The organism is Bradyrhizobium sp. (assembly GCF_030646015.1).
GTDB lineage: Bacteria > Pseudomonadota > Alphaproteobacteria > Rhizobiales > Xanthobacteraceae > Bradyrhizobium.
Genome location: NZ_JAUSLT010000086.1, coordinates 19641 through 36782 on the forward strand (window position 1 = coordinate 19641; position 17142 = coordinate 36782).

General features: G+C 64.7%; 16 protein-coding genes. 10 read left to right on the forward strand and 6 right to left on the reverse strand.

Annotation, left to right across the window (positions count from 1 at the left end):
* Positions 1-189: 189 nt before the first annotated feature.
* Positions 190-1359 (reverse strand): 4-hydroxybenzoate 3-monooxygenase, encoded by a 1170-nt coding sequence (gene pobA / locus Q7T45_RS13125; protein ID WP_304871338.1) that lies wholly within the window; start codon positions 1357-1359, stop codon positions 190-192.
* A 274-nt stretch (positions 1360-1633) separates the two neighbouring features.
* Here pobA and Q7T45_RS13130 point away from each other — a divergent pair, with 274 nt between their 5' ends.
* The 9 genes from Q7T45_RS13130 (at position 1634) to Q7T45_RS13170 (ending at position 10590) form a co-directional block, all read left to right on the forward strand.
* Positions 1634-2650 (forward strand): TRAP transporter substrate-binding protein, encoded by a 1017-nt coding sequence (locus Q7T45_RS13130; RefSeq protein ID WP_304871339.1) that lies wholly within the window; start codon positions 1634-1636, stop codon positions 2648-2650.
* Between the two features lie 203 nt (positions 2651-2853).
* Positions 2854-3366, forward strand: coding sequence for a TRAP transporter small permease (locus Q7T45_RS13135; RefSeq protein WP_304871340.1), 513 nt, complete (start codon positions 2854-2856; stop codon positions 3364-3366).
* 5 nt (positions 3367-3371) lie between these two features.
* Positions 3372-4688 (forward strand): TRAP transporter large permease, encoded by a 1317-nt coding sequence (locus tag Q7T45_RS13140; protein ID WP_304871341.1) that lies wholly within the window; start codon positions 3372-3374, stop codon positions 4686-4688.
* Positions 4689-4692: 4 nt separating this feature from the next.
* Complete coding sequence (locus Q7T45_RS13145) at positions 4693-5154, forward strand: DUF3237 domain-containing protein (RefSeq protein ID WP_304871342.1); 462 nt, start codon at positions 4693-4695, stop codon at positions 5152-5154.
* Positions 5155-5423: 269 nt separating this feature from the next.
* Positions 5424-6227 carry a crotonase/enoyl-CoA hydratase family protein gene (locus Q7T45_RS13150; protein ID WP_304871343.1) on the forward strand — a complete coding sequence of 268 codons (804 nt, stop codon included), beginning with the start codon at positions 5424-5426 and terminating at the stop codon, positions 6225-6227.
* Between the two features lies 1 nt (position 6228).
* Complete coding sequence (locus Q7T45_RS13155; protein ID WP_304871344.1) at positions 6229-8106, forward strand: feruloyl-CoA synthase; 1878 nt, start codon at positions 6229-6231, stop codon at positions 8104-8106.
* Positions 8107-8142: 36 nt separating this feature from the next.
* Positions 8143-8904 carry an SDR family NAD(P)-dependent oxidoreductase gene (locus Q7T45_RS13160; protein ID WP_304871345.1) on the forward strand — a complete coding sequence of 254 codons (762 nt, stop codon included), beginning with the start codon at positions 8143-8145 and terminating at the stop codon, positions 8902-8904.
* An 11-nt stretch (positions 8905-8915) separates the two neighbouring features.
* Complete coding sequence (locus Q7T45_RS13165; RefSeq protein WP_304871346.1) at positions 8916-9335, forward strand: thioesterase family protein; 420 nt, start codon at positions 8916-8918, stop codon at positions 9333-9335.
* 103 nt (positions 9336-9438) lie between these two features.
* Entirely contained in the window at positions 9439-10590 is a 1152-nt protein-coding gene (locus Q7T45_RS13170) for an ABC transporter substrate-binding protein (protein ID WP_304871348.1), read from the forward strand.
* Between the two features lie 218 nt (positions 10591-10808).
* Here Q7T45_RS13170 and Q7T45_RS13175 read toward each other — a convergent pair whose 3' ends face one another.
* The 3 genes from Q7T45_RS13175 to Q7T45_RS13185 are packed head-to-tail and all read right to left on the reverse strand — an operon-like array spanning position 10809 to position 14355.
* Positions 10809-11540: an ABC transporter ATP-binding protein gene (locus tag Q7T45_RS13175; RefSeq protein ID WP_304871349.1), complete on the reverse strand. Its 732-nt coding sequence runs from the start codon at positions 11538-11540 to the stop codon at positions 10809-10811.
* Positions 11537-13309, reverse strand: coding sequence for an ATP-binding cassette domain-containing protein (locus tag Q7T45_RS13180; protein ID WP_304871350.1), 1773 nt, complete (start codon positions 13307-13309; stop codon positions 11537-11539). The genes Q7T45_RS13175 and Q7T45_RS13180 overlap by 4 nt, the downstream gene beginning before the upstream one ends.
* 5 nt (positions 13310-13314) lie before the next feature.
* Positions 13315-14355, reverse strand: coding sequence for a branched-chain amino acid ABC transporter permease (locus tag Q7T45_RS13185; RefSeq protein ID WP_304739005.1), 1041 nt, complete (start codon positions 14353-14355; stop codon positions 13315-13317).
* A gap of 189 nt (positions 14356-14544) precedes the next feature.
* Between Q7T45_RS13185 and Q7T45_RS13190 the strand changes: the two genes are divergently transcribed.
* Entirely contained in the window at positions 14545-15066 is a 522-nt protein-coding gene (locus Q7T45_RS13190) for a MarR family winged helix-turn-helix transcriptional regulator (protein ID WP_304871352.1), read from the forward strand.
* A gap of 160 nt (positions 15067-15226) precedes the next feature.
* Here Q7T45_RS13190 and Q7T45_RS13195 read toward each other — a convergent pair whose 3' ends face one another.
* Positions 15227-16507 carry a glycerate kinase gene (locus Q7T45_RS13195; RefSeq protein WP_304871353.1) on the reverse strand — a complete coding sequence of 427 codons (1281 nt, stop codon included), beginning with the start codon at positions 16505-16507 and terminating at the stop codon, positions 15227-15229.
* Between the two features lie 120 nt (positions 16508-16627).
* The coding region (locus tag Q7T45_RS13200) for an ABC transporter substrate-binding protein (protein WP_304871354.1) at positions 16628-17142 on the reverse strand (515 nt) is incomplete at its 5' end.

Genomic DNA, 17142 nt, shown 5'->3' on the forward strand with positions numbered 1-17142 from the left:
CAGAGGACTGCGATGCTTCAACAAGCATCGCCCTCATCCTGAGGAGCCGCGCGCTCTTCGGGCGGCGTCTCGAAGGATGGCAGCAGTCAGTGTGCCCGATGGTTCGAGACGCGCGACGGACAGCGCGAGCGCGCTGCCGACGCGCTCCTCACCATGAGGGAGCGGCGCCCAGTCGACAACCAACTAAAACTAATACGGCAGCCCCACATAATTCTCCGCCATCGACGCCGTCGCCGCTTTCGAGCTCACCAGATAATCCAGCTCCGCCACCTGAATCCGTGCACTGAATTCGCCCTGGTCGGGAAATTTGTGCATCATCGCGGTCATCCACCACGAAAACCGCACCGCCTTCCAGACCCGCGACAGCGCCTTTGCGGAATAGGCGTCGATCCCGGCGGAGGATTTCTCGTCGTAGAACTCGCGCAACGCGTGCGACAGAAATCGGACGTCGCTGGCGGCGAGGTTGAGCCCCTTGGCGCCGGTCGGCGGCACGATATGGGCGGCGTCGCCGGCCAGGAACATCCGCCCGAACCGCATCGGCTCGGCGACGAAGCTGCGCAACGGCGCGATGCTCTTTTCGATCGAGGGCCCGGTGATCAATTTGTCGGATGCCTCCGGGTCCAGCCGCTGCTTCAATTCATCCCAGAACCTGTCGTCCGGCCATTGGTCGACATGGTCGTCGAGCGAGCATTGCACGTAATAGCGGCTGCGCCGCATCGAGCGCATGGTGCAAAGCGAAAAGCCCCTGGCGTGGTTGGTGTAGATCAATTCGTGGCTGACCGGCGGCGTCTCCGACAGGATGCCGAGCCAGCCGAACGGATAGACCCGCTCAAAGGTCTGGATCGCAGACGGTTTGACGCTGGCGCGGCTGACGCCGTGAAATCCGTCGCAGCCGGCGATGAAATCGCAGGCGATCTCGTGGGTAACGCCGTCCTTGACGTAGCTCACCCGCGGATGGTCGGTGTCGAAGTCATCAGGCTTGACGTCCGCGGCCTGATAGACCGTGGTGAGGCCGGCCGCCTTGCGCGCATTCATCAAATCCAGCGTCACTTCGGTCTGGCCGTAGATCATCATGGTCTTGCCGGTGGCGGCCTTCAGGTCGATGCGGTGGCGCTCGCCGCCGAAGGCGAGCTCGAGACCGTCATGGACCAGGCCCTCGCGATGCGCGCGCGCGCCGGCGCCGGCTTCATCGAGCAGGACCACGGTTCCTTCCTCGAGCAGGCCGGCACGGATGCGGCCGAGCACATACTCCGGCGTCTGCCGCTCCAGGATGACGTTGTCGATGCCGTAGGCGTGAAGCAATTGCCCAAGCAGCAAACCCGCCGGTCCCGCGCCAATGATGACGACCCTTGTCCGCAAACCCTGCTCCCCTGGTCCAATGTAAGTTGACCTGCCGACGACCGCGGCGGGCTTGCAATGATGGTTATATCATATAACAATTTTGGCAAAGTGCCGTCGGTGCGAAATCTGATATGCCGCTGTGCCGCAGTGCAAGAGCCCGCAGGATTGATGTTCAATGGGCGAAACAGGTTTCCTATGTCCGGCTTGAAAAACCGGGCACATTATATAACATGTTAAATAACAAGACCGGGTCCTCCAAACCCGACTTCATGATCAAAGGGAGAGAACGTCCATGAGAAAAGCGTTTTTGGCGTTGCTGTTGGCTGCCAGCGTGACGCCCGCGTTCGCGCAGGAAAAGACCTTCGAACTGAAGCTGTCGCACTGGGTGCCGGCGTCGCATCCGCTGCAGAAGGCGCTGGAAGACTGGGGTGCCGCGGTCGAAAAGGAATCCGGCGGCACCATCAAATACAAGGTCTATCCGGCGCAGCAGCTCGGCAAGGCCTTCGACCATTACGACATGGCGCGCGACGGCATCGCCGACGTCACCTACATCAACCCCGGCTATCAGCCCGGCCGCTTCCCGATCATCGGCGCCGGCGAACTGCCGTTCCTGATGTCGGACGCCAAGGGCGGCTCGATGGCGCTCGACGCCTGGTACCGGAAATATGCCGAGAAGGAGATGAAGGACGTCAAGTTCTGTCTCGGCTTCATTCACTCACCCTCCACGTTCCATTCGCGCACCAAGAAAATCGTGGTGCCGGACGACATCAAGGGCATGAAGATCCGCCCCGCCCACGCCACCATGGCGAATTACGTGACCTCGCTCGGCGGCACCAACGTGCAGTCCTCGGCGCCGGAAGTCCGCGACATCATCGAGCGCGGCGTCGCCGACGCCGTCACCTTCCCGTGGGGATCGGTGCTGCTGTTCGGCATCGACAAGGTGACGAAATATCACATCGAGGCGCCGCTCTACGTCACCACCTTTGCCTTCGTGATGAACAAGGACAAATACAACCAGATGTCGGCGATGCAGAAGAAGGCGATCGACAACAACTGCAACACCGAGGCCGCCGGCCGCGTCGGTGGACCGTGGGGCACCTATGAAAACTCCGGTGTCGAGAAGATCAAGGCGCTGCCCGGCCATGAGGTCTACAAGCTGACCCCGGAGCAGACCGCGCTGTGGAAGAAGGCCTCCGAGCCGCTGGTCAAGACCTGGTCGGACAACGTCAAGAAAGCCGGCGGCGACCCGGATGCGGCGATGAAAGAGCTTCGCGCCGAGCTGACCAAGAACAACGCCCTGGCGCAGTAAAACACTCCGTGCGCTCCCTCTCCCGCTCTTGCGGGGGAGGGCTGGGGTGGGGGTGTAGCCGCGATTCCTACTGTTCAAGTGGAGAGAATTTCCCCCACCCGGCGCTTGCGCGCCGACCTCCCCCGCAGGCGGGAGAGGTGAAGTGAATTTGTGGCGGCGGATCGATTCAACAGCATGACATCAAGCGATAGGAAACTGCGGATATGAAGCGCGCTTCGATGGATCGTTTCATCGATACGATCGAATGGATCGCGGCGGCGTTTGTCGGCATCGTCGCCGCCAACATTTTCATCGCCGTACTGCTGCGCAACATCTTCAACTATTCGATTCCGGACTCCTTCGATATCGGGCGCATGATGCTCGGTATTCTGATCTTCTGGGGGATCGCCGCCACCAGCTATCGCGGCGGACACATCACCGTCGATCTGGTCTGGGCCAATGTCGGGCCGCGATACCAGCGCTGGATCGACGTCTTTGCCACGCTGGTCCTGCTGTTCGTGGTGACGGTGCAGACCTGGACGCTGTTCGACAAGGTGCATGGCACCTACAAGGATAATGTTCTCACCTTCGACATGGGCATGCCGACCTGGCCGTTCTTCGCGGTGGCGTGGGCCGGCGACGCCGCCGCGGTGCTGCTGATCGCGATCCGCACCTGGCGCCTGATATTCAGTCCGGAGCTGATGCACGACGATCCCAAGATCAAGCCCGTGGAGTAGACGGCATGAGCACCGACGCCGTCGCCATCCTCGGATTTGTAGCGCTGTTCGCGCTGATGCTGCTGCGCGTGCCGGTGGGCATGGCGATGGGCCTCGTCGGCGTCACCGGCTTCGGCTACCTCGTCGGCTTTTCCCCGGCGCTCAAAATGGTCGGCCAGACCTCGATGCGCACGGTGACCGACTATACGTTCGGCGTGATTCCGATGTTCCTGCTGATGGGGGCGTTCGTCACCAATTCCGGGATGAGCCGCGAACTGTTCCACGCCGCCAACGGTTTCGTCGGCCATTTGCGCGGCGGGTTGGGCATCGCGACGGTCGGAGCCTGCGGCGGCTTTGCCGCGATCTGCGGTTCGTCGGTGGCGACGGCCGCGACATTTTCCGCCGTCGCCTATCCGGAGATGCGTCGCTTCGGTTATCCGCAGTCCTTCGCCACCGGTGTGATTGCGGCCGGCGGCACCTTGGGCGCCATGCTGCCGCCATCGACGGTGCTGGCGGTCTACGGCATCATCACCGAGCAGGACATCGGCAAGCTGTTCATGGCCGGCATCATTCCCGGCCTGCTCGCGATCGCCATGTACATGCTGACCATTGCGCTGATCGGGTGGCTTCGGCCGGGCTTTCTGCCGACCGGCCCGCAAACCTCATGGCGCGAGCGGTTCGCCGGCCTGAAGGATATCTGGGCGCCGGTGCTGCTGTTCGTCTTCGTTATCGGCGGCCTCTACGGGCTGCCCTACTTGCCGCGCTTCACCCCGACCGAGGCCGGCGGCGTCGGCGCCACCGGCGCATTCCTGATCGGCGTGCTCACCGGACGGCTCGACAAGGAGAAAATCCTCAATTCGCTGCTGCAGGCGACCCGCACCGCCGCCGCGGTCTTTACGATTCTGATCGGCGCGCTGATCTTCGGCTATTTTCTCACGGTGACGCAGACCCCGCAAAAGGTCACGGAGCTTCTCACCGGCCTCGGCCTCGGGCCCTACGGCGTCCTCGCCCTCATCATGGTGATGTATCTGGCGCTGGGCTGCCTGATGGACGCGATGGCCATGATCATCCTGACCGTTCCGATCGTCTTCCCGGTGGTCGTCCATCTCGGCTTCGACCCGATCTGGTTCGGCATCATCATCGTGATGACGGTGGAACTGGGCCTCATCACGCCGCCGGTGGGCATGAATGTCTTCGTCATCAAGAGCGTGATTCCCGACGCATCGTTCGCCACGATCTTCAGGGGCGTGGCGCCGTTCGTCTTCACCGACGTGATCCGGCTGGTGATCCTGATCGCATTTCCGATCCTGGCGCTCTGGTTGCCGCAACGCATGATGGGGTAATTCCATGATCCCGGAGCTTGCGACCAAATATGTCTTCACGCTCACGGTGCGTATCGGCGAGGTTACGTCGGCCGGCGAGATCGGTCACGGCGTGCGCCGGATCATTCCGATCCTGGGCGGCGAGGTGCGCGGCGAAGGCGTCAATGGCAAGATCTGCGCGTTCGGCGCCGATTTTCAGATCATCCGGCCCAACGAACTGATCGAGCTGGAGGCGAAATACGCCTTCGAGACCGACGACGGCGCGGTGGTCTATGTCGAGAACACGGGCATCCGCTTCGGGCCGGTCGACCTGCTGCAGAAGCTGAAGCGTGGCGAGCCGGTCGATCCCAAGCTGATCTACTTCCGCACCGTGCCGAGGTTCGAGACCGGGGCCGAAAAATACCGCTGGCTGATGGAAAACCTGTTCGTCGGCTCCGCCGCCCGCCACGCCGACCGCGTCGTGATCGACGTGCATCAGGTGCTGTGAATCTCTTACCCTCCCCTGGAGGGGGAGGGTCGACGCGCGCGCACCGCGCGGCGGGGTGGGGTGACAGTGTTTCCCCGCAAACAACGCCCAAGTAGAGAGACCGTCACCCCACCCCGTCTCGCATTTCGCTGCGCTCCATGCGAGCCGACCCTCCCCCTCCCAGGGGAGGGTAAGAAAGAGCTCGGATCGCGAGCAAGAAAACCTGGCTTGTTGACTCCCTCCAAATTCGTTATAAAACATAACTATTCTGGACAGGACGTAAAACACCCATGGGAAACGCCGCACCTGCCGCGACCGCCGAGCGGTCCGCGCTGCTCAAGATCGAGACGGTGGGCGCGGTCATGACCGTGGGTCTCAACCGGCCGGCCAAGCGCAATGCGCTGAACGATGGCATTATTCTCGCGATCCAGGATTGCTTTTCCGACCTGCCCGAGGGCGTCGGCGCGGTGGTGATCCACGGCATCGGCGATCATTTCTCGTCGGGCCTCGATCTGTCGGAGCTGACCGAGCACGACGCCACCGAAGGTCTGCGGCATTCACAGATGTGGCACCGGGTGTTCGATCGCATCCAGTACAGCCGCGTCCCTGTCATCGCAGCCCTCAAGGGGGCCGTGATCGGCGGCGGGCTGGAGCTCGCCTGCGCGGCGCATATCCGGGTCGCCGAACCCTCGGCCTATTTCGCGCTGCCCGAGGGCCAGCGCGGCATTTTCGTCGGCGGCGGCGGATCGGTGCGGCTGCCGCGGCTGATCGGGGTCGCCAGGATGACCGACATGATGCTGACCGGGCGGGTCTATTCGGCGACCGAGGGTTCGGCCTATGGTTTTACGCAGTATCTGACCGAAGCGGGTGGTGCGCTGCCGAAGGCGATGGAACTGGCCGAGCGTGTCGCCGCCAATGCGCCGCTGACGAATTTCGCGGTGCTGCAGGCGCTGCCGATGATTGCGGAAGCCAATCCGCAAACCGGCCTGCTGATGGAATCGCTGATGGCGACGGTGGCGCAAAGCGATAAAGAGGCCAAGCGCCGGATTCGTGACTTCCTCGACCGCAAGACCGCAAAGGTGAAACCGGCCTGACATGAGCGTCAAGCCCCAAATGTCGACTGCGACCGGAGCCGGCGATGCGCCGCTGCGGCCGATCTCGTTCGGCGATCCCGCGGTAACGATCGAGCGCCGCGACGATGGCGTCATTTACCTGCGGCCGAAAACGCCGCTCGGCGACTATCCGGTCCGTCTGACCGACCGCCTGCACCATTGGGCCAACGCAGAACCCAATCGCGTATTCATGGCGGAGCGCGATGCCGGCGGCGGCTGGCGGCAGATCACCTATGCGCGCTTGCTGGTCGCGGCCCGGCATATCGCCTCGGCGCTGCTGGCGCGCGGCCTCTCCGCCGAGAGGCCGATCGTGATTCTCTCGGGCAATTCGGTCGATCATGCGCTGGTCGCGTTCGGTGCACTCTATGCCGGCATCCCCTTCTGTCCGGTGTCGCCGGCCTATTCGCTGGTGTCGAAGGATTACGGCAAGCTCGCTTACCTGATGAAGCTGTTGACGCCCGGCCTGGTGTTTGCCGATGACGCCGGCAAATTCGCCGATGCGCTGGCCGCCAATGTCCCCGATGGAACCGAGATTGTGGCGTCGCGCGGCGCCGTTCCCGGCCGCCAGGTGACGATGCTCGCTGAGTTGCTGGCGACCCCGCAGCTTCCCGGCCTCGATGCCGCGCATGACGCCATCGGTCCGGATACCATCGCAAAGTTCCTGCTGACCTCGGGCTCGACCGGCAATCCGAAGGCGGTCATCAACACCCAGCGGATGATCTGCGCCAACCAGGTGATGCTGCGCGAGACGCTGGCGTTCCTGAAGGACGAGCCGCCCGTCATCGTCGACTGGCTGCCATGGAACCATACCTTTGGCGGCAACCACAATATCGGGCTGACGCTGTTCAACGGCGGCTCGATGTATCTCGACGAGGGCAAGCCGATGCCCGGCGGCATTGAGGAAACCGTGCGCAATCTTCGCGAGATTTCGCCGACGGTCTATTTCAACGTGCCGAAGGGCTATGAATCGCTGCTGCCCTATCTGCGTGATGACAAGGCGCTGCGCGCCAAATTCTTTCACCGCCTGCATGCGATGTTCTTCTCGGGTGCGGCGCTGTCGCCCTTCGTCTGGAACAGGCTGGACGAACTCGCCGTGGCTGAAACCGGCTACCGCGTGCCGATGCTGACCGGCCTCGGGGCCACCGAGACCGCGCCGTTCTTCATGTCGGTAAAACCCGCCACCAGCCGTTCCGGCCATGTCGGGCTTCCGGTCTCCGGCAACGACGCCAAACTGATCCCGAACAACGGCAAGCTCGAGGTCCGCGCCAAAGGGCCCAACGTCACGCCGGGCTATTGGCGGCAGCCGGAATTGACGGCGGCGGCGTTCGACGAGGAAGGCTTCTACAAGTTCGGCGATGCGCTGAAGCCGGTCGACCCCGATGATTTCAACAAGGGTTTCGATTTCGACGGCCGCATTGCCGAGGATTTCAAGCTCGCCAGCGGCACCTGGGTCAGCGTCGGGCCGCTGCGCGCGCGGCTTGTTGCGGCATGTGCCCCGATGGTGCGCGACGTCGTGATCGCCGGTATCAACCGCGACGAGATCTCGGCGCTGGTCATCCTCGACCTCGACGGCTGCCGCCTGATCAATCCGACGCTGCCGGTGGACGACCTTGCCGGCACCGCTTCCGATCCGCTGATCCGCGAAGCGTTTCGCGAGCGGCTGGCAAGGTTTCTGGGGACCGCGACGGGATCGTCGACCCGGGTCACGCGCGCGGTCCTGCTCGATTCGCCGCTGTTGATCGACCGCGGCGAAGTCACCGACAAGGGCTCGATCAACCAGCGCGCGGTGCTGGATCACCGCAGCGGCCTGATCGACCTGCTCTATTCGCCGACACCGCCGGACCACGTCATCACGCTGTAGCCGGACACGAAGAACAATCTTTCCAGGGAGAAGACCATGCAGTTGAAAGATCAGGCCGCCATCGTCACCGGAGGTGCCTCGGGACTGGGCGCTGCCACCGCGCGCCGGCTGGCTGCAGGGGGCGCGAAGGTTGCGGTATGCGACCTCAACGCCAAGTTGGCCGAAACCCTTGCCGCCGAAATTGGCGGCGTCGCGGTGGCCTGCGACGTTTCGGATGCTGCTTCAGCGGAAGCCGCCATCGTCGCCGCATCGAAGGCCCATGGGCCGGCGCGCATTCTGGTCAATTGCGCCGGCATCGGCGTGGCCAAACGGGTGGTCGGCCGCGACGGCCCGATGGCGCTTTCCGATTTCGACAGGGTGATCAAGGTCAACCTGATCGGTTCCTTCAACATGCTGCGGCTGGCGGCCGCCGAAATGGCCAAGCTGGAGCCGCTGTCGACCGGCGAGCGCGGCGTCGTCATCTCCACCGCGTCGGTCGCGGCCTATGATGGCCAGATCGGGCAGTCGGCCTATTCGGCTTCGAAGGGCGGCATCGTCGCGATGACGCTGCCGATCGCGCGTGAGCTGGCGCAGTTCGGCATCCGCGTATTGACCATCGCGCCGGGCCTGTTCCTGACGCCGCTGCTGGGCGGCCTGCCGCAGGAGGCGCAGGACTCGCTCGCCGCCGCGATCCCGTTCCCGCACCGGCTCGGCCAGCCGGAAGAGTTCGCATCGCTGGCGCTGCACATGATCGACAACCCCTACCTCAACGGCGAGGTGGTGCGGCTCGATGCCGCGCTCCGCATGGCGCCGAAATAAAGGACGGGCGCATGTTCGTCCACCGCCGCGAAGTGCAGATCCAGTGGGGCGACTGCGACCCCGCCAATATGGTTTACTACCCGCGCTACTTCGCGATGTTCGACGATTCGACCTCGATCATGTTCGAGGCGGCCGGCTTCTCGAAGCAGGACATCATCCACAAATACGGCCTGGTCGGCATTCCCATGGTCGATACCAGGGCAAAGTTCTACATCGCCTCGACCCATGGCGACTGGATCACGATCGAAAGCCGGATCGAGAGCTTCAAGCGTTCGAGCTTCGAGGTCACCCACAAGGTGTTCAAGGGCGAGGCGCTGGCGATCGAGGCGTTCGAGACAAGGGTGCTGGTCGGCCGGCACCCGGACGACCCCGGCAAGCTGAAATCGGCGCCGATGCCGGAAGAAATCATGGCGAGGTTCAAGCAAGGCTGAGTTGAAGAGGCTGACTTGAGCGGGCTCATGACCTAAAGAAGGGGCTGAATAATCAGCCCGGATTTGATCTAGGTTGGATAACAACGTCAAAAGGGAGGAATGAATGAACAAGTTTTACCTGTCGGCCGCGGTCATCGCGGCGTCGCTGGCACTGCCGGCCTTGCCGGCCAGCGCGCAAAGCAGCGAAATCGTCATCGGCATCACCGTCACCACTACCGGCCCCGCCGCGGCGCTCGGCATTCCCGAGCGCAATGCGCTCGAATTCGTGCCGAAGGAAATCGGCGGCGTGCCGATCAAGGTGATCACGCTCGATGACGGCGGCGACCCGACCGCCGCCACCACCAATGCCCGCCGCTTCGTCACGGAGTCCAAGGCCGACATCATCATGGGGTCGTCCACCACCCCGCCGACGGTCGCGGTCTCCACCGTCGCCAACGAGGCCGGCATTCCGCATTTCGGCCTGGCGCCGTTCCCGATCACGCCGGAGCGCGCCAAGTGGTCGGTGGCGATGCCGCAGCCGATCCCGATCATGGGCAAGGTGCTGTACGAGCACATGAAGGCCAACAAGGTCAAAACCGTCGGCTATATCGGGTACTCCGATTCCTACGGCGATCTCTGGTTCAACGACTTCAAGGCGCAGGGCGTGCCCATGGGCATGACGGTCGCCACCGAGGAACGCTTCGCCCGGCCGGATACCTCGGTCGCGGGCCAGGTGCTGAAGCTGGTTGCCGCCAATCCCGATGCGATCCTGATCGGCGCATCCGGCACCGCGGCGGCCCTGCCGCAGACCACGCTGCGCGAACGCGGCTACAAGGGCCTGATCTATCAGACCCACGGCGCCGCCAGCATGGACTTCATCCGCATCGCCGGAAAGGCCGCCGAAGGCGTCATCATGGCGTCGGGTCCGGTGATGTCGCCGGAAACCCAGGCCGACAGCGCGCTGACCAAGAAGCCGGGCCTCGCGCTCAATGCCGCCTATGAGGCCAAATACGGCCCCAACAGCCGCAGCCAGTTCGCCGGACATTCCTACGACGCCTTCGAAATCCTCAAGCGCGTCATTCCGGTGGCGCTGAAGGCCGGCAAGCCGGGCACGGCGGAATTCCGCGAGGGCATCCGTAAAGCGCTGCTGAGCGAAAAGGACATGGCGGCGAGCCAGGGCGTCTACAACTTCACCGAAAAAGACCGCTACGGCCTGGATGATCGTTCGCGCATCATCCTGACCGTGAAGGACGGGAAGTACGTTCCGGCGAAGTAGACGGGGCGTCTGATTGAATAACGAAGTGGGCCGGTCTCCTTGTTGGAGGCCGGCTCTTTTCTTACGCTGCCCTGGAGGGGGAGGGTCGGCGCGTAGCGCCGGCTGGGGTGACAGAATTGTAGGGTGGGCAAAGCGAAGCGTGCCCACCATCATGCTGATCGCAATCGACGAAAAATGGTGGGCACGGCGCAAGAGCGCCGTTTGCCCACGCTACGCCCTCAGATTTTGCTCTCACCCTCGTGCGTGAAGCCAAGATAGCTCGCCGCCACCCGCGCGTTGGTGGCGATTTCGCTGGCCGGGCCGTTCAGGATGAACTCGCCGAGCTCCATCACATAGGCGCGATCGGCAATTTTCAGCGCGGCCTGGGCATTCTGTTCGACCAGCAGCACCGAGACGCCGGCGGCGCGCAATTCGCCGATGGTGCGGAAAATGTCGGCGACGATGATCGGCGCCAACCCCAAGCTCGGCTCGTCCAGCATCAACAGTTTTGGCGCGCCCATCAAGGCGCGGCCCATCGCCAGCATCTGCTGCTCGCCGCCCGACAGCGTGCCGGCCAGCTGCTTGCGGCGTTCCTTCAGCCGCGGAAACAGCGTGTAGACCCGTTCGAACGATCGCGCCGCGACGGCTTTCGCGATCCGGAAGGCGCCGAGCTGAAGATTGTCCTCGACATTCATGGTGCCGAACAGTTCGCGATGCTCGGGCACCAGGCTCAAGCCCGTCGCGACGCGGTCCTCGATTTCAAGCTGCAGGATGTCCTTGCCGGCAAAGGCCACGCCGCCGGTCAGCGGCAGGATGCCCATGATGGCGTTCAACAGCGTGGTCTTGCCGGCGCCATTGGCGCCGATGATGGTGACGATCTCGTTGTCGGCGACCTCGAGCGACACCGCACGCACCGCTTCGACCTTGCCGTAGGCGACATGGGCATCGGTTACTTTCAGCAGCGCGCTCATGCGACCGCTCCGAGATAGGCCTTGATCACATCCGGATTGCGCTTGATCGCGTCGGGCGTGCCCTCGGCGATCTTGGTGCCGAAGTCGAGCACCACGATGCGGTCGGCGAGATCCATGACAAAACCCATGTCGTGCTCGACCAGCAGCACCGACATGCCGCCGTCGCGCAGCTGCCGCAGCAGTGCGGCGAGCCGTTGCTTCTCCATGTGCCGCAATCCGGCCGCCGGCTCGTCGAGCAGCAGCAGGGTCGGGTCGACGCACAGCGCGCGCGCGATCTCGACGATGCGCTGCTGGCCGAGCGACAGGCTGCCCGCCGGCTGATCGATCTGGTCGATGAGCCCGACGCGCTCGATCTGGCGCGCCGCTTCGGCCAGCAATTTCGCCTCATCGGCGCGGTCGAGGCGCAGCATGCTGGAGATGGCGCCGGCGTGGCCGCGCAGATGCGCGCCGATCGCGACGTTTTCCAGCACGCTCATGTCGGGCACCAGCTTGACGTGCTGGAAGGTTCTGGCGATGCCGAGTTTGACCACTTCCTGGGGCGGCGCGTTATCGATGTTTCTGCCCTGCATCGAAATGGTGCCGCCGGTGGCGGTGAGCACGCCGGTGATCAGGTTGAAGGTCGTGCTCTTGCCGGCGCCGTTGGGGCCGATCAGGGCGACAATCTCGCGGGCCTGGACGTCGAAGGATACATTGTTGACGGCGATCACGCCGCCGAACTGCTTTCGTGCGTTGTCGATCTTGAGCAGCGCGCCGGGAGCGGCGGCCGGCCGGTCGCGCGCGGGCAAAGTGAGGGAGGTATCGGGGCGCTTGCGGGCCGGCTTGAACGGCAGGCGGCTCATCAGCCAGGGCCAGACGCCGGTCGGCGCCAGCTGCAATAGCAGCACCAGCAGGATGCCGAACACGATGGTCTCGAGCTGGCCCTCGCCGCGGAACAGCAGCGGCAGATAGCTCTGCAGGATCTCCTTCAGGATGACGACGATGCCGGCGCCCAGCACCGCGCCCCAGACATAGCCGGCGCCGCCGACCACCGCGATGAAGAGATATTCGATGCCGGCATGGGCGCCGAACGGGGTCGGGTTGGCGGCGCGCTGGAAATGCGCATAGAGCCAGCCGGACAGCCCGGCCAGAACGGCCGCGTAAATGAACACCAGCAGTTTTGCGCGCGGCGTCTGCACGCCGAAGGCCTCGGCGGCGATGTGTCCGCGGCGCAGAGCGCGGATCGCGCGGCCGGTGCGGGAGTCCAGCAGGTTCATGCTCAGCAGCGCGCAGATCAGCACCGCGATCCAGATCGCATAATAGATCGTGCCGGCATCGAGCATCTTGAGCGTGCCGATCGACAGCGGCGGAATCCCGGTAATGCCGTCATTGCGGCCGAGGAATTCGAGTTTGCTGAACAGATAGAACAGGCCGATGCCCCAGGCGATGGTGCCGAGCGGCAGATAGTGGCCGGACAGCCGCACCGTGACGAGGCCGAGCAGGACTGCGGCGCCGCCGCTGACCAGGAGCGACAGCGGCAGCGTCAGCCATGGCGACATGCCATAGGCGGTCGAGAGCACCGCCGTGGTGTAGGCGCCGAAGCCGCAAAACGCCGCCTGGCCGAACGAGGTCAGGCCGCCGACGCCGGTCAAGAGCACCAGGCCCATCGCCACCAGGGCGGCGAGCCCGATATTGTTGAGCAGCACGATCCAGAACGGCGGCATGCCCGGGATCAGCGGGATCACCGCCATCAGGGCCGCGAAGATCGAGATGGGTAACAGCCGTTGCGTCATCGCCGTCAATCCTTCTCTTCCTCGACCTCGGGCGCTGCGAGCGACCGCAGCACGAGGACCGGAAGGATCAGCGTGAAGACGATGACTTCCTTGAAATTGCTGGCATAGAACGAGGAGAACGCCTCGACGGTGCCGACCACCAGCGCCGCGACCGCGGTCAGGGGATAGCTGACGAGGCCGCCGATGATCGCGGCGATAAAGCCCTTCAGGCCGATCAGGAAGCCGGTGTCGTAATACAGGGTCGTGATCGGCACGATCAGGATGCCCGACAGCGCTCCGATCACGGAGGCGAGCAGGAAGGCGATCTGTCCCGATAGCGTGGTGCGGATGCCGACGAGGCGAGCGCCGAGCCGGTTGACGGCGGTGGCGCGCAGCGCCTTGCCATAGAGCGTGAGGCCGAAGAACAGCCACAGCCCGACGATGAAGGCGATGGTGATGGCGTAGACCGCGATGCTCTGGCCGGTGAAGCGCAGCGGGCCCACCATGAAGGCCGCATCCGAGATGGTTGGGCCGCGCTGGCCTTCGGCGCCGAAGAACACCAGGCCGAGGCCCTGCAGCGCGAGATGGGCGCCGACCGAGGCGATCAGCAGCACCAGCACCGAGGTGTGCGCCAGCGGCTGGAATACGAGGCGGTAGAGAAACAGCCCGATCGCCGCGACGATCAGCAGCGACAGCGCGATATTGACCGCGATCGGGGTGTTCTTGCCGGCGAACCAATAGGTCAGGGCGTAGATCGCCACCGGCAGCAGGATGTTGATCGCGAAGGCCCGCGCGACCAGGCGCAGGTGCAGCGAGCGGCGGCCGCCGAACAGATCGAGGCCGAACGCCACCACGCCCATCGCCACCGCGAGCTGGGCGGTGCCGGGCATGTTGCCGGCCGACAGCGTGGCATAGGTCAGCGCGCCGAAAGTGACGAATTCGCCCTGCGGAATCAGGATGACGCGGGTGACGGCGAACACCAGCACCAGCGCAAGGCCGAGCAGGGCGTAGATCGCACCATTGGTAATGCCGTCCTGCACCAGGAACAGCATGATCGTCGTGTTCAAGACCGGGCGCTCCCCCATCACGCGTCGGACCAGTCGCGGCCTTGAGCAGCCGCTGACCGTCAAATAACAGCAGTTGAAAAGTCCCGCCGATATTCGGTATAGTGCATAACAATTATCAAATATAACTTCAAGGCCCGTCCACTGTATCCGGGTCTTGTTTGAGCCTACCGGGATTGCGAGCCGCGAGCGATGACTGTTTCCAAGCCTGCCGCCGTCGATGCCGCCAAGCCGTCCCGCGCCGCCCGCAAGGAACCGGCCGAGGGCGCGGTTGATGACGCGGCGCTGCAGCTCGGCGAATTGTCCGAGCTGCTGGGCTATTCGCTCAAGCGCGCGCAGCTTCGGGTGTTCGAGGATTTTCTGCGCTGCGTGGCGCCGCTGCAGCTGACGCCGGCACAGTTCTCGGTGCTACTGCTGCTCGACAGGAATCCCGGCCGCAACCAGACCGAGATCGCCAATACGCTCGGCATCCTCCGGCCGAATTTCGTGGCGATGCTCGACGGCCTCGAGAGCCGCGATTTGTGCACGCGGGTCCGTTCGACCAACGACCGCCGCTCCCACATCCTGATGCTGACCGACAAGGGCAGGGCGGTGCTGGCGCGCGCCAAGAAGCTGGTCGCCACCAAGCACGAAGCCCGTCTCAACGAATTGCTCGGCCCCGCCAGCCGCGCCGCGCTGCTGGACATGCTGGCGACGATCGCAAGAGAGTTTTGATCGCGGGGTGCGTGCCCCGGGCGCTGCACAGCGCGGAGCGGTGCGCTGCCGACCCGGGGCCCATGCTTCACGCGCGCCAGCCTTGACGGGGCCCGGCTCTGCGGAGCAGCGCAAGGGCGCTGCTCCGCGTCCGGGTCACGGTACTGCTGCCGCCTCACACTCAGTCCACCAGGATCACCCTGACATCGTTCACATTGGTCAGCGTCGGGCCGGTCAGCACGAGATCGCCGGTCTTCTCGAAAAACGTCGTGGCGTCGTTGTTGTCGAGATGGGCCTGGGCGTCGAGGCCGAGCGCCTTCATTTTCGCGAAGGTGGTGTGGTCGATCATCGCGCCGGCGGGATCGGTCGCACTGCCGGCGCCGCCGTCGGCGCCGTCGGTATCCGCGGCCAGCGCCGAAATATCCGGCGTGTCCCTGAGCAGGCCGGCCAGCGCCAGCGCATATTCCTGGTTGGGGCCGCCGCGGCCCTGGCCGCGGACGGTGACGGTGAGTTCGCCGCCGGAGAGGATCGCCAGGCGCTTGCCCTCGGCGCGCGCCTGCAGCGCCAGTCGCGCATGGTCGGCGGCGACGCTGCGGGCCTCTCCCTCGAGGTCGGCGCCGAGATCGATGATCGCGTAGCCGGCGTCCCTTGCCAGCTTGATCGCGGCGTCGAGCGAGGCCTTGGGTCGCGCGATCAGTTCGAAATGCGCGCGCGCAAAGGCGGGATCGCCGGGCTTGCAGCTCTCGTTGGTGGGATCATCGAGCGCCGTGCGGACGGCGTCGTCGACCACGAGCCCGTATTTCGCCACCAGCGCGCGCGCATCCGAAAGCGTGGTCGGATCCGGCACGGTCGGTCCCGATGCGATCGCGGAGGCGTCGTCATGCGGAACGTCGGAGATCGCCAGCGTCACGATGTCGGCCAGCCTGCCCGCGCGCGCCAGCCGGCCGCCCTTGATCCGCGACAGATGCTTGCGCACGGTGTTGATCTCGCCGATCGGCGCGCCCGAGCGCAGCAGCGCGCGGGTCACCTGCTGCTTCTGCGCGAACGACACGCCATCGACCGGCGCGATCCAATTCGCCGAGCCGCCGCCCGACAACAGCACCAGCAACAAATCGTCGGGACCGGCATCCTGCGCCAGCAGCAGGCTGTCCGCCGCACCCCGGAGGCCGGCCTCGTCGGGCACCGGATGGCCGGCCTCGACCACCCTGATCCGTCGCGTCGGCACGCCATGGCCGTGGCGGGTGGTCGCGATGCCGGTAAGCCGCGACGGCGGCAGCGATAGTTCGTCGAGGTAGTGCCGCTCCGCCGCCGCGGCCATCGCGGCCGCACCCTTGCCGGCGGCCAGACAGATCACCCGGCCCTTCGGCGCCGGGCGTAGGTGCCGCGCCAGCACGACGTCGGGGTGGGCCGCGGCGATCGCCGCGTCGAAGATCGCGCGCAGGAGAGGGCGTCGGTCAGTCATCGTGTCACGGCTGTTGAGTTGAAAACTTGCAACGCCGGTTATCCATCCGTTTGGCGCAAAAGAAAACCCCCGCAGCACGCTGCGGGGGTTTGTGGTGTGAGCTGCGTCCGGTGGACGAGCTTAGTTGGTGGCGTCGCCGCTCAGGACCTCGCCGAACCGTTCCCAGGCTTCGCCCTTGAACCTGACCAACTGCACCTGCGAGATCGGCGCGAAGTCGGTGGCGCTGGTGTTGACCTTGATGCCGGGCAACAGGCCGCCGAGTTCGAGATCCTTGATGCTGGCTGCCTGCTTCATGACGTTTTCGCGGGTCAGGTTGTCGCCGCACGCCTTCAGCACGTGCACGATGCCCTGCGCCACGGTGTAGCCGAACATCACCGAACCGTCGATCCGGTTGCCTTCGGGGAAGTACTTGGTCAGGAACTCGTCGAACGCCTTCATGCCGGCATCGTTCTTCCACTGCGGGTCGGACGTGTCCTTCAGGTATTGCGACGAGATGATGCCTTGGCCGGCGTCGAAGCCGGCCGGCTTCATCACGGCGCCGATCGACGCCGAGACGTTGTTGAGGAAATGAACCGGCTTCCAGCCGATCTCATTGTTCTTCTTGATCGCCTGCGCCGCGAATTTCGGCGTGGTGA

Bases quoted from the DNA above. Each gene is read 5' to 3' on its own strand.
- Q7T45_RS13165 (WP_304871346.1), top strand. From the start codon at position 8,916: ATGTTCGTCCACCGCCGCGAAGTGCAGATCCAGTGGGGCGACTGCGAC.
- Q7T45_RS13175 (WP_304871349.1), bottom strand. From the start codon at position 11,540: ATGAGCGCGCTGCTGAAAGTAACCGATGCCCATGTCGCCTACGGCAAG.
- Q7T45_RS13155 (WP_304871344.1), top strand. From the start codon at position 6,229: ATGAGCGTCAAGCCCCAAATGTCGACTGCGACCGGAGCCGGCGATGCG.
- Q7T45_RS13195 (WP_304871353.1), bottom strand. From the start codon at position 16,507: ATGACTGACCGACGCCCTCTCCTGCGCGCGATCTTCGACGCGGCGATC.
- Q7T45_RS13130 (WP_304871339.1), top strand. From the start codon at position 1,634: ATGAGAAAAGCGTTTTTGGCGTTGCTGTTGGCTGCCAGCGTGACGCCC.
- Q7T45_RS13145 (WP_304871342.1), top strand. From the start codon at position 4,693: ATGATCCCGGAGCTTGCGACCAAATATGTCTTCACGCTCACGGTGCGT.
- Q7T45_RS13135 (WP_304871340.1), top strand. From the start codon at position 2,854: ATGAAGCGCGCTTCGATGGATCGTTTCATCGATACGATCGAATGGATC.
- Q7T45_RS13150 (WP_304871343.1), top strand. From the start codon at position 5,424: ATGGGAAACGCCGCACCTGCCGCGACCGCCGAGCGGTCCGCGCTGCTC.
- Q7T45_RS13170 (WP_304871348.1), top strand. From the start codon at position 9,439: ATGAACAAGTTTTACCTGTCGGCCGCGGTCATCGCGGCGTCGCTGGCA.
- Q7T45_RS13140 (WP_304871341.1), top strand. From the start codon at position 3,372: ATGAGCACCGACGCCGTCGCCATCCTCGGATTTGTAGCGCTGTTCGCG.
- Q7T45_RS13160 (WP_304871345.1), top strand. From the start codon at position 8,143: ATGCAGTTGAAAGATCAGGCCGCCATCGTCACCGGAGGTGCCTCGGGA.
- Q7T45_RS13190 (WP_304871352.1), top strand. From the start codon at position 14,545: ATGACTGTTTCCAAGCCTGCCGCCGTCGATGCCGCCAAGCCGTCCCGC.
- Q7T45_RS13180 (WP_304871350.1), bottom strand. From the start codon at position 13,309: ATGACGCAACGGCTGTTACCCATCTCGATCTTCGCGGCCCTGATGGCG.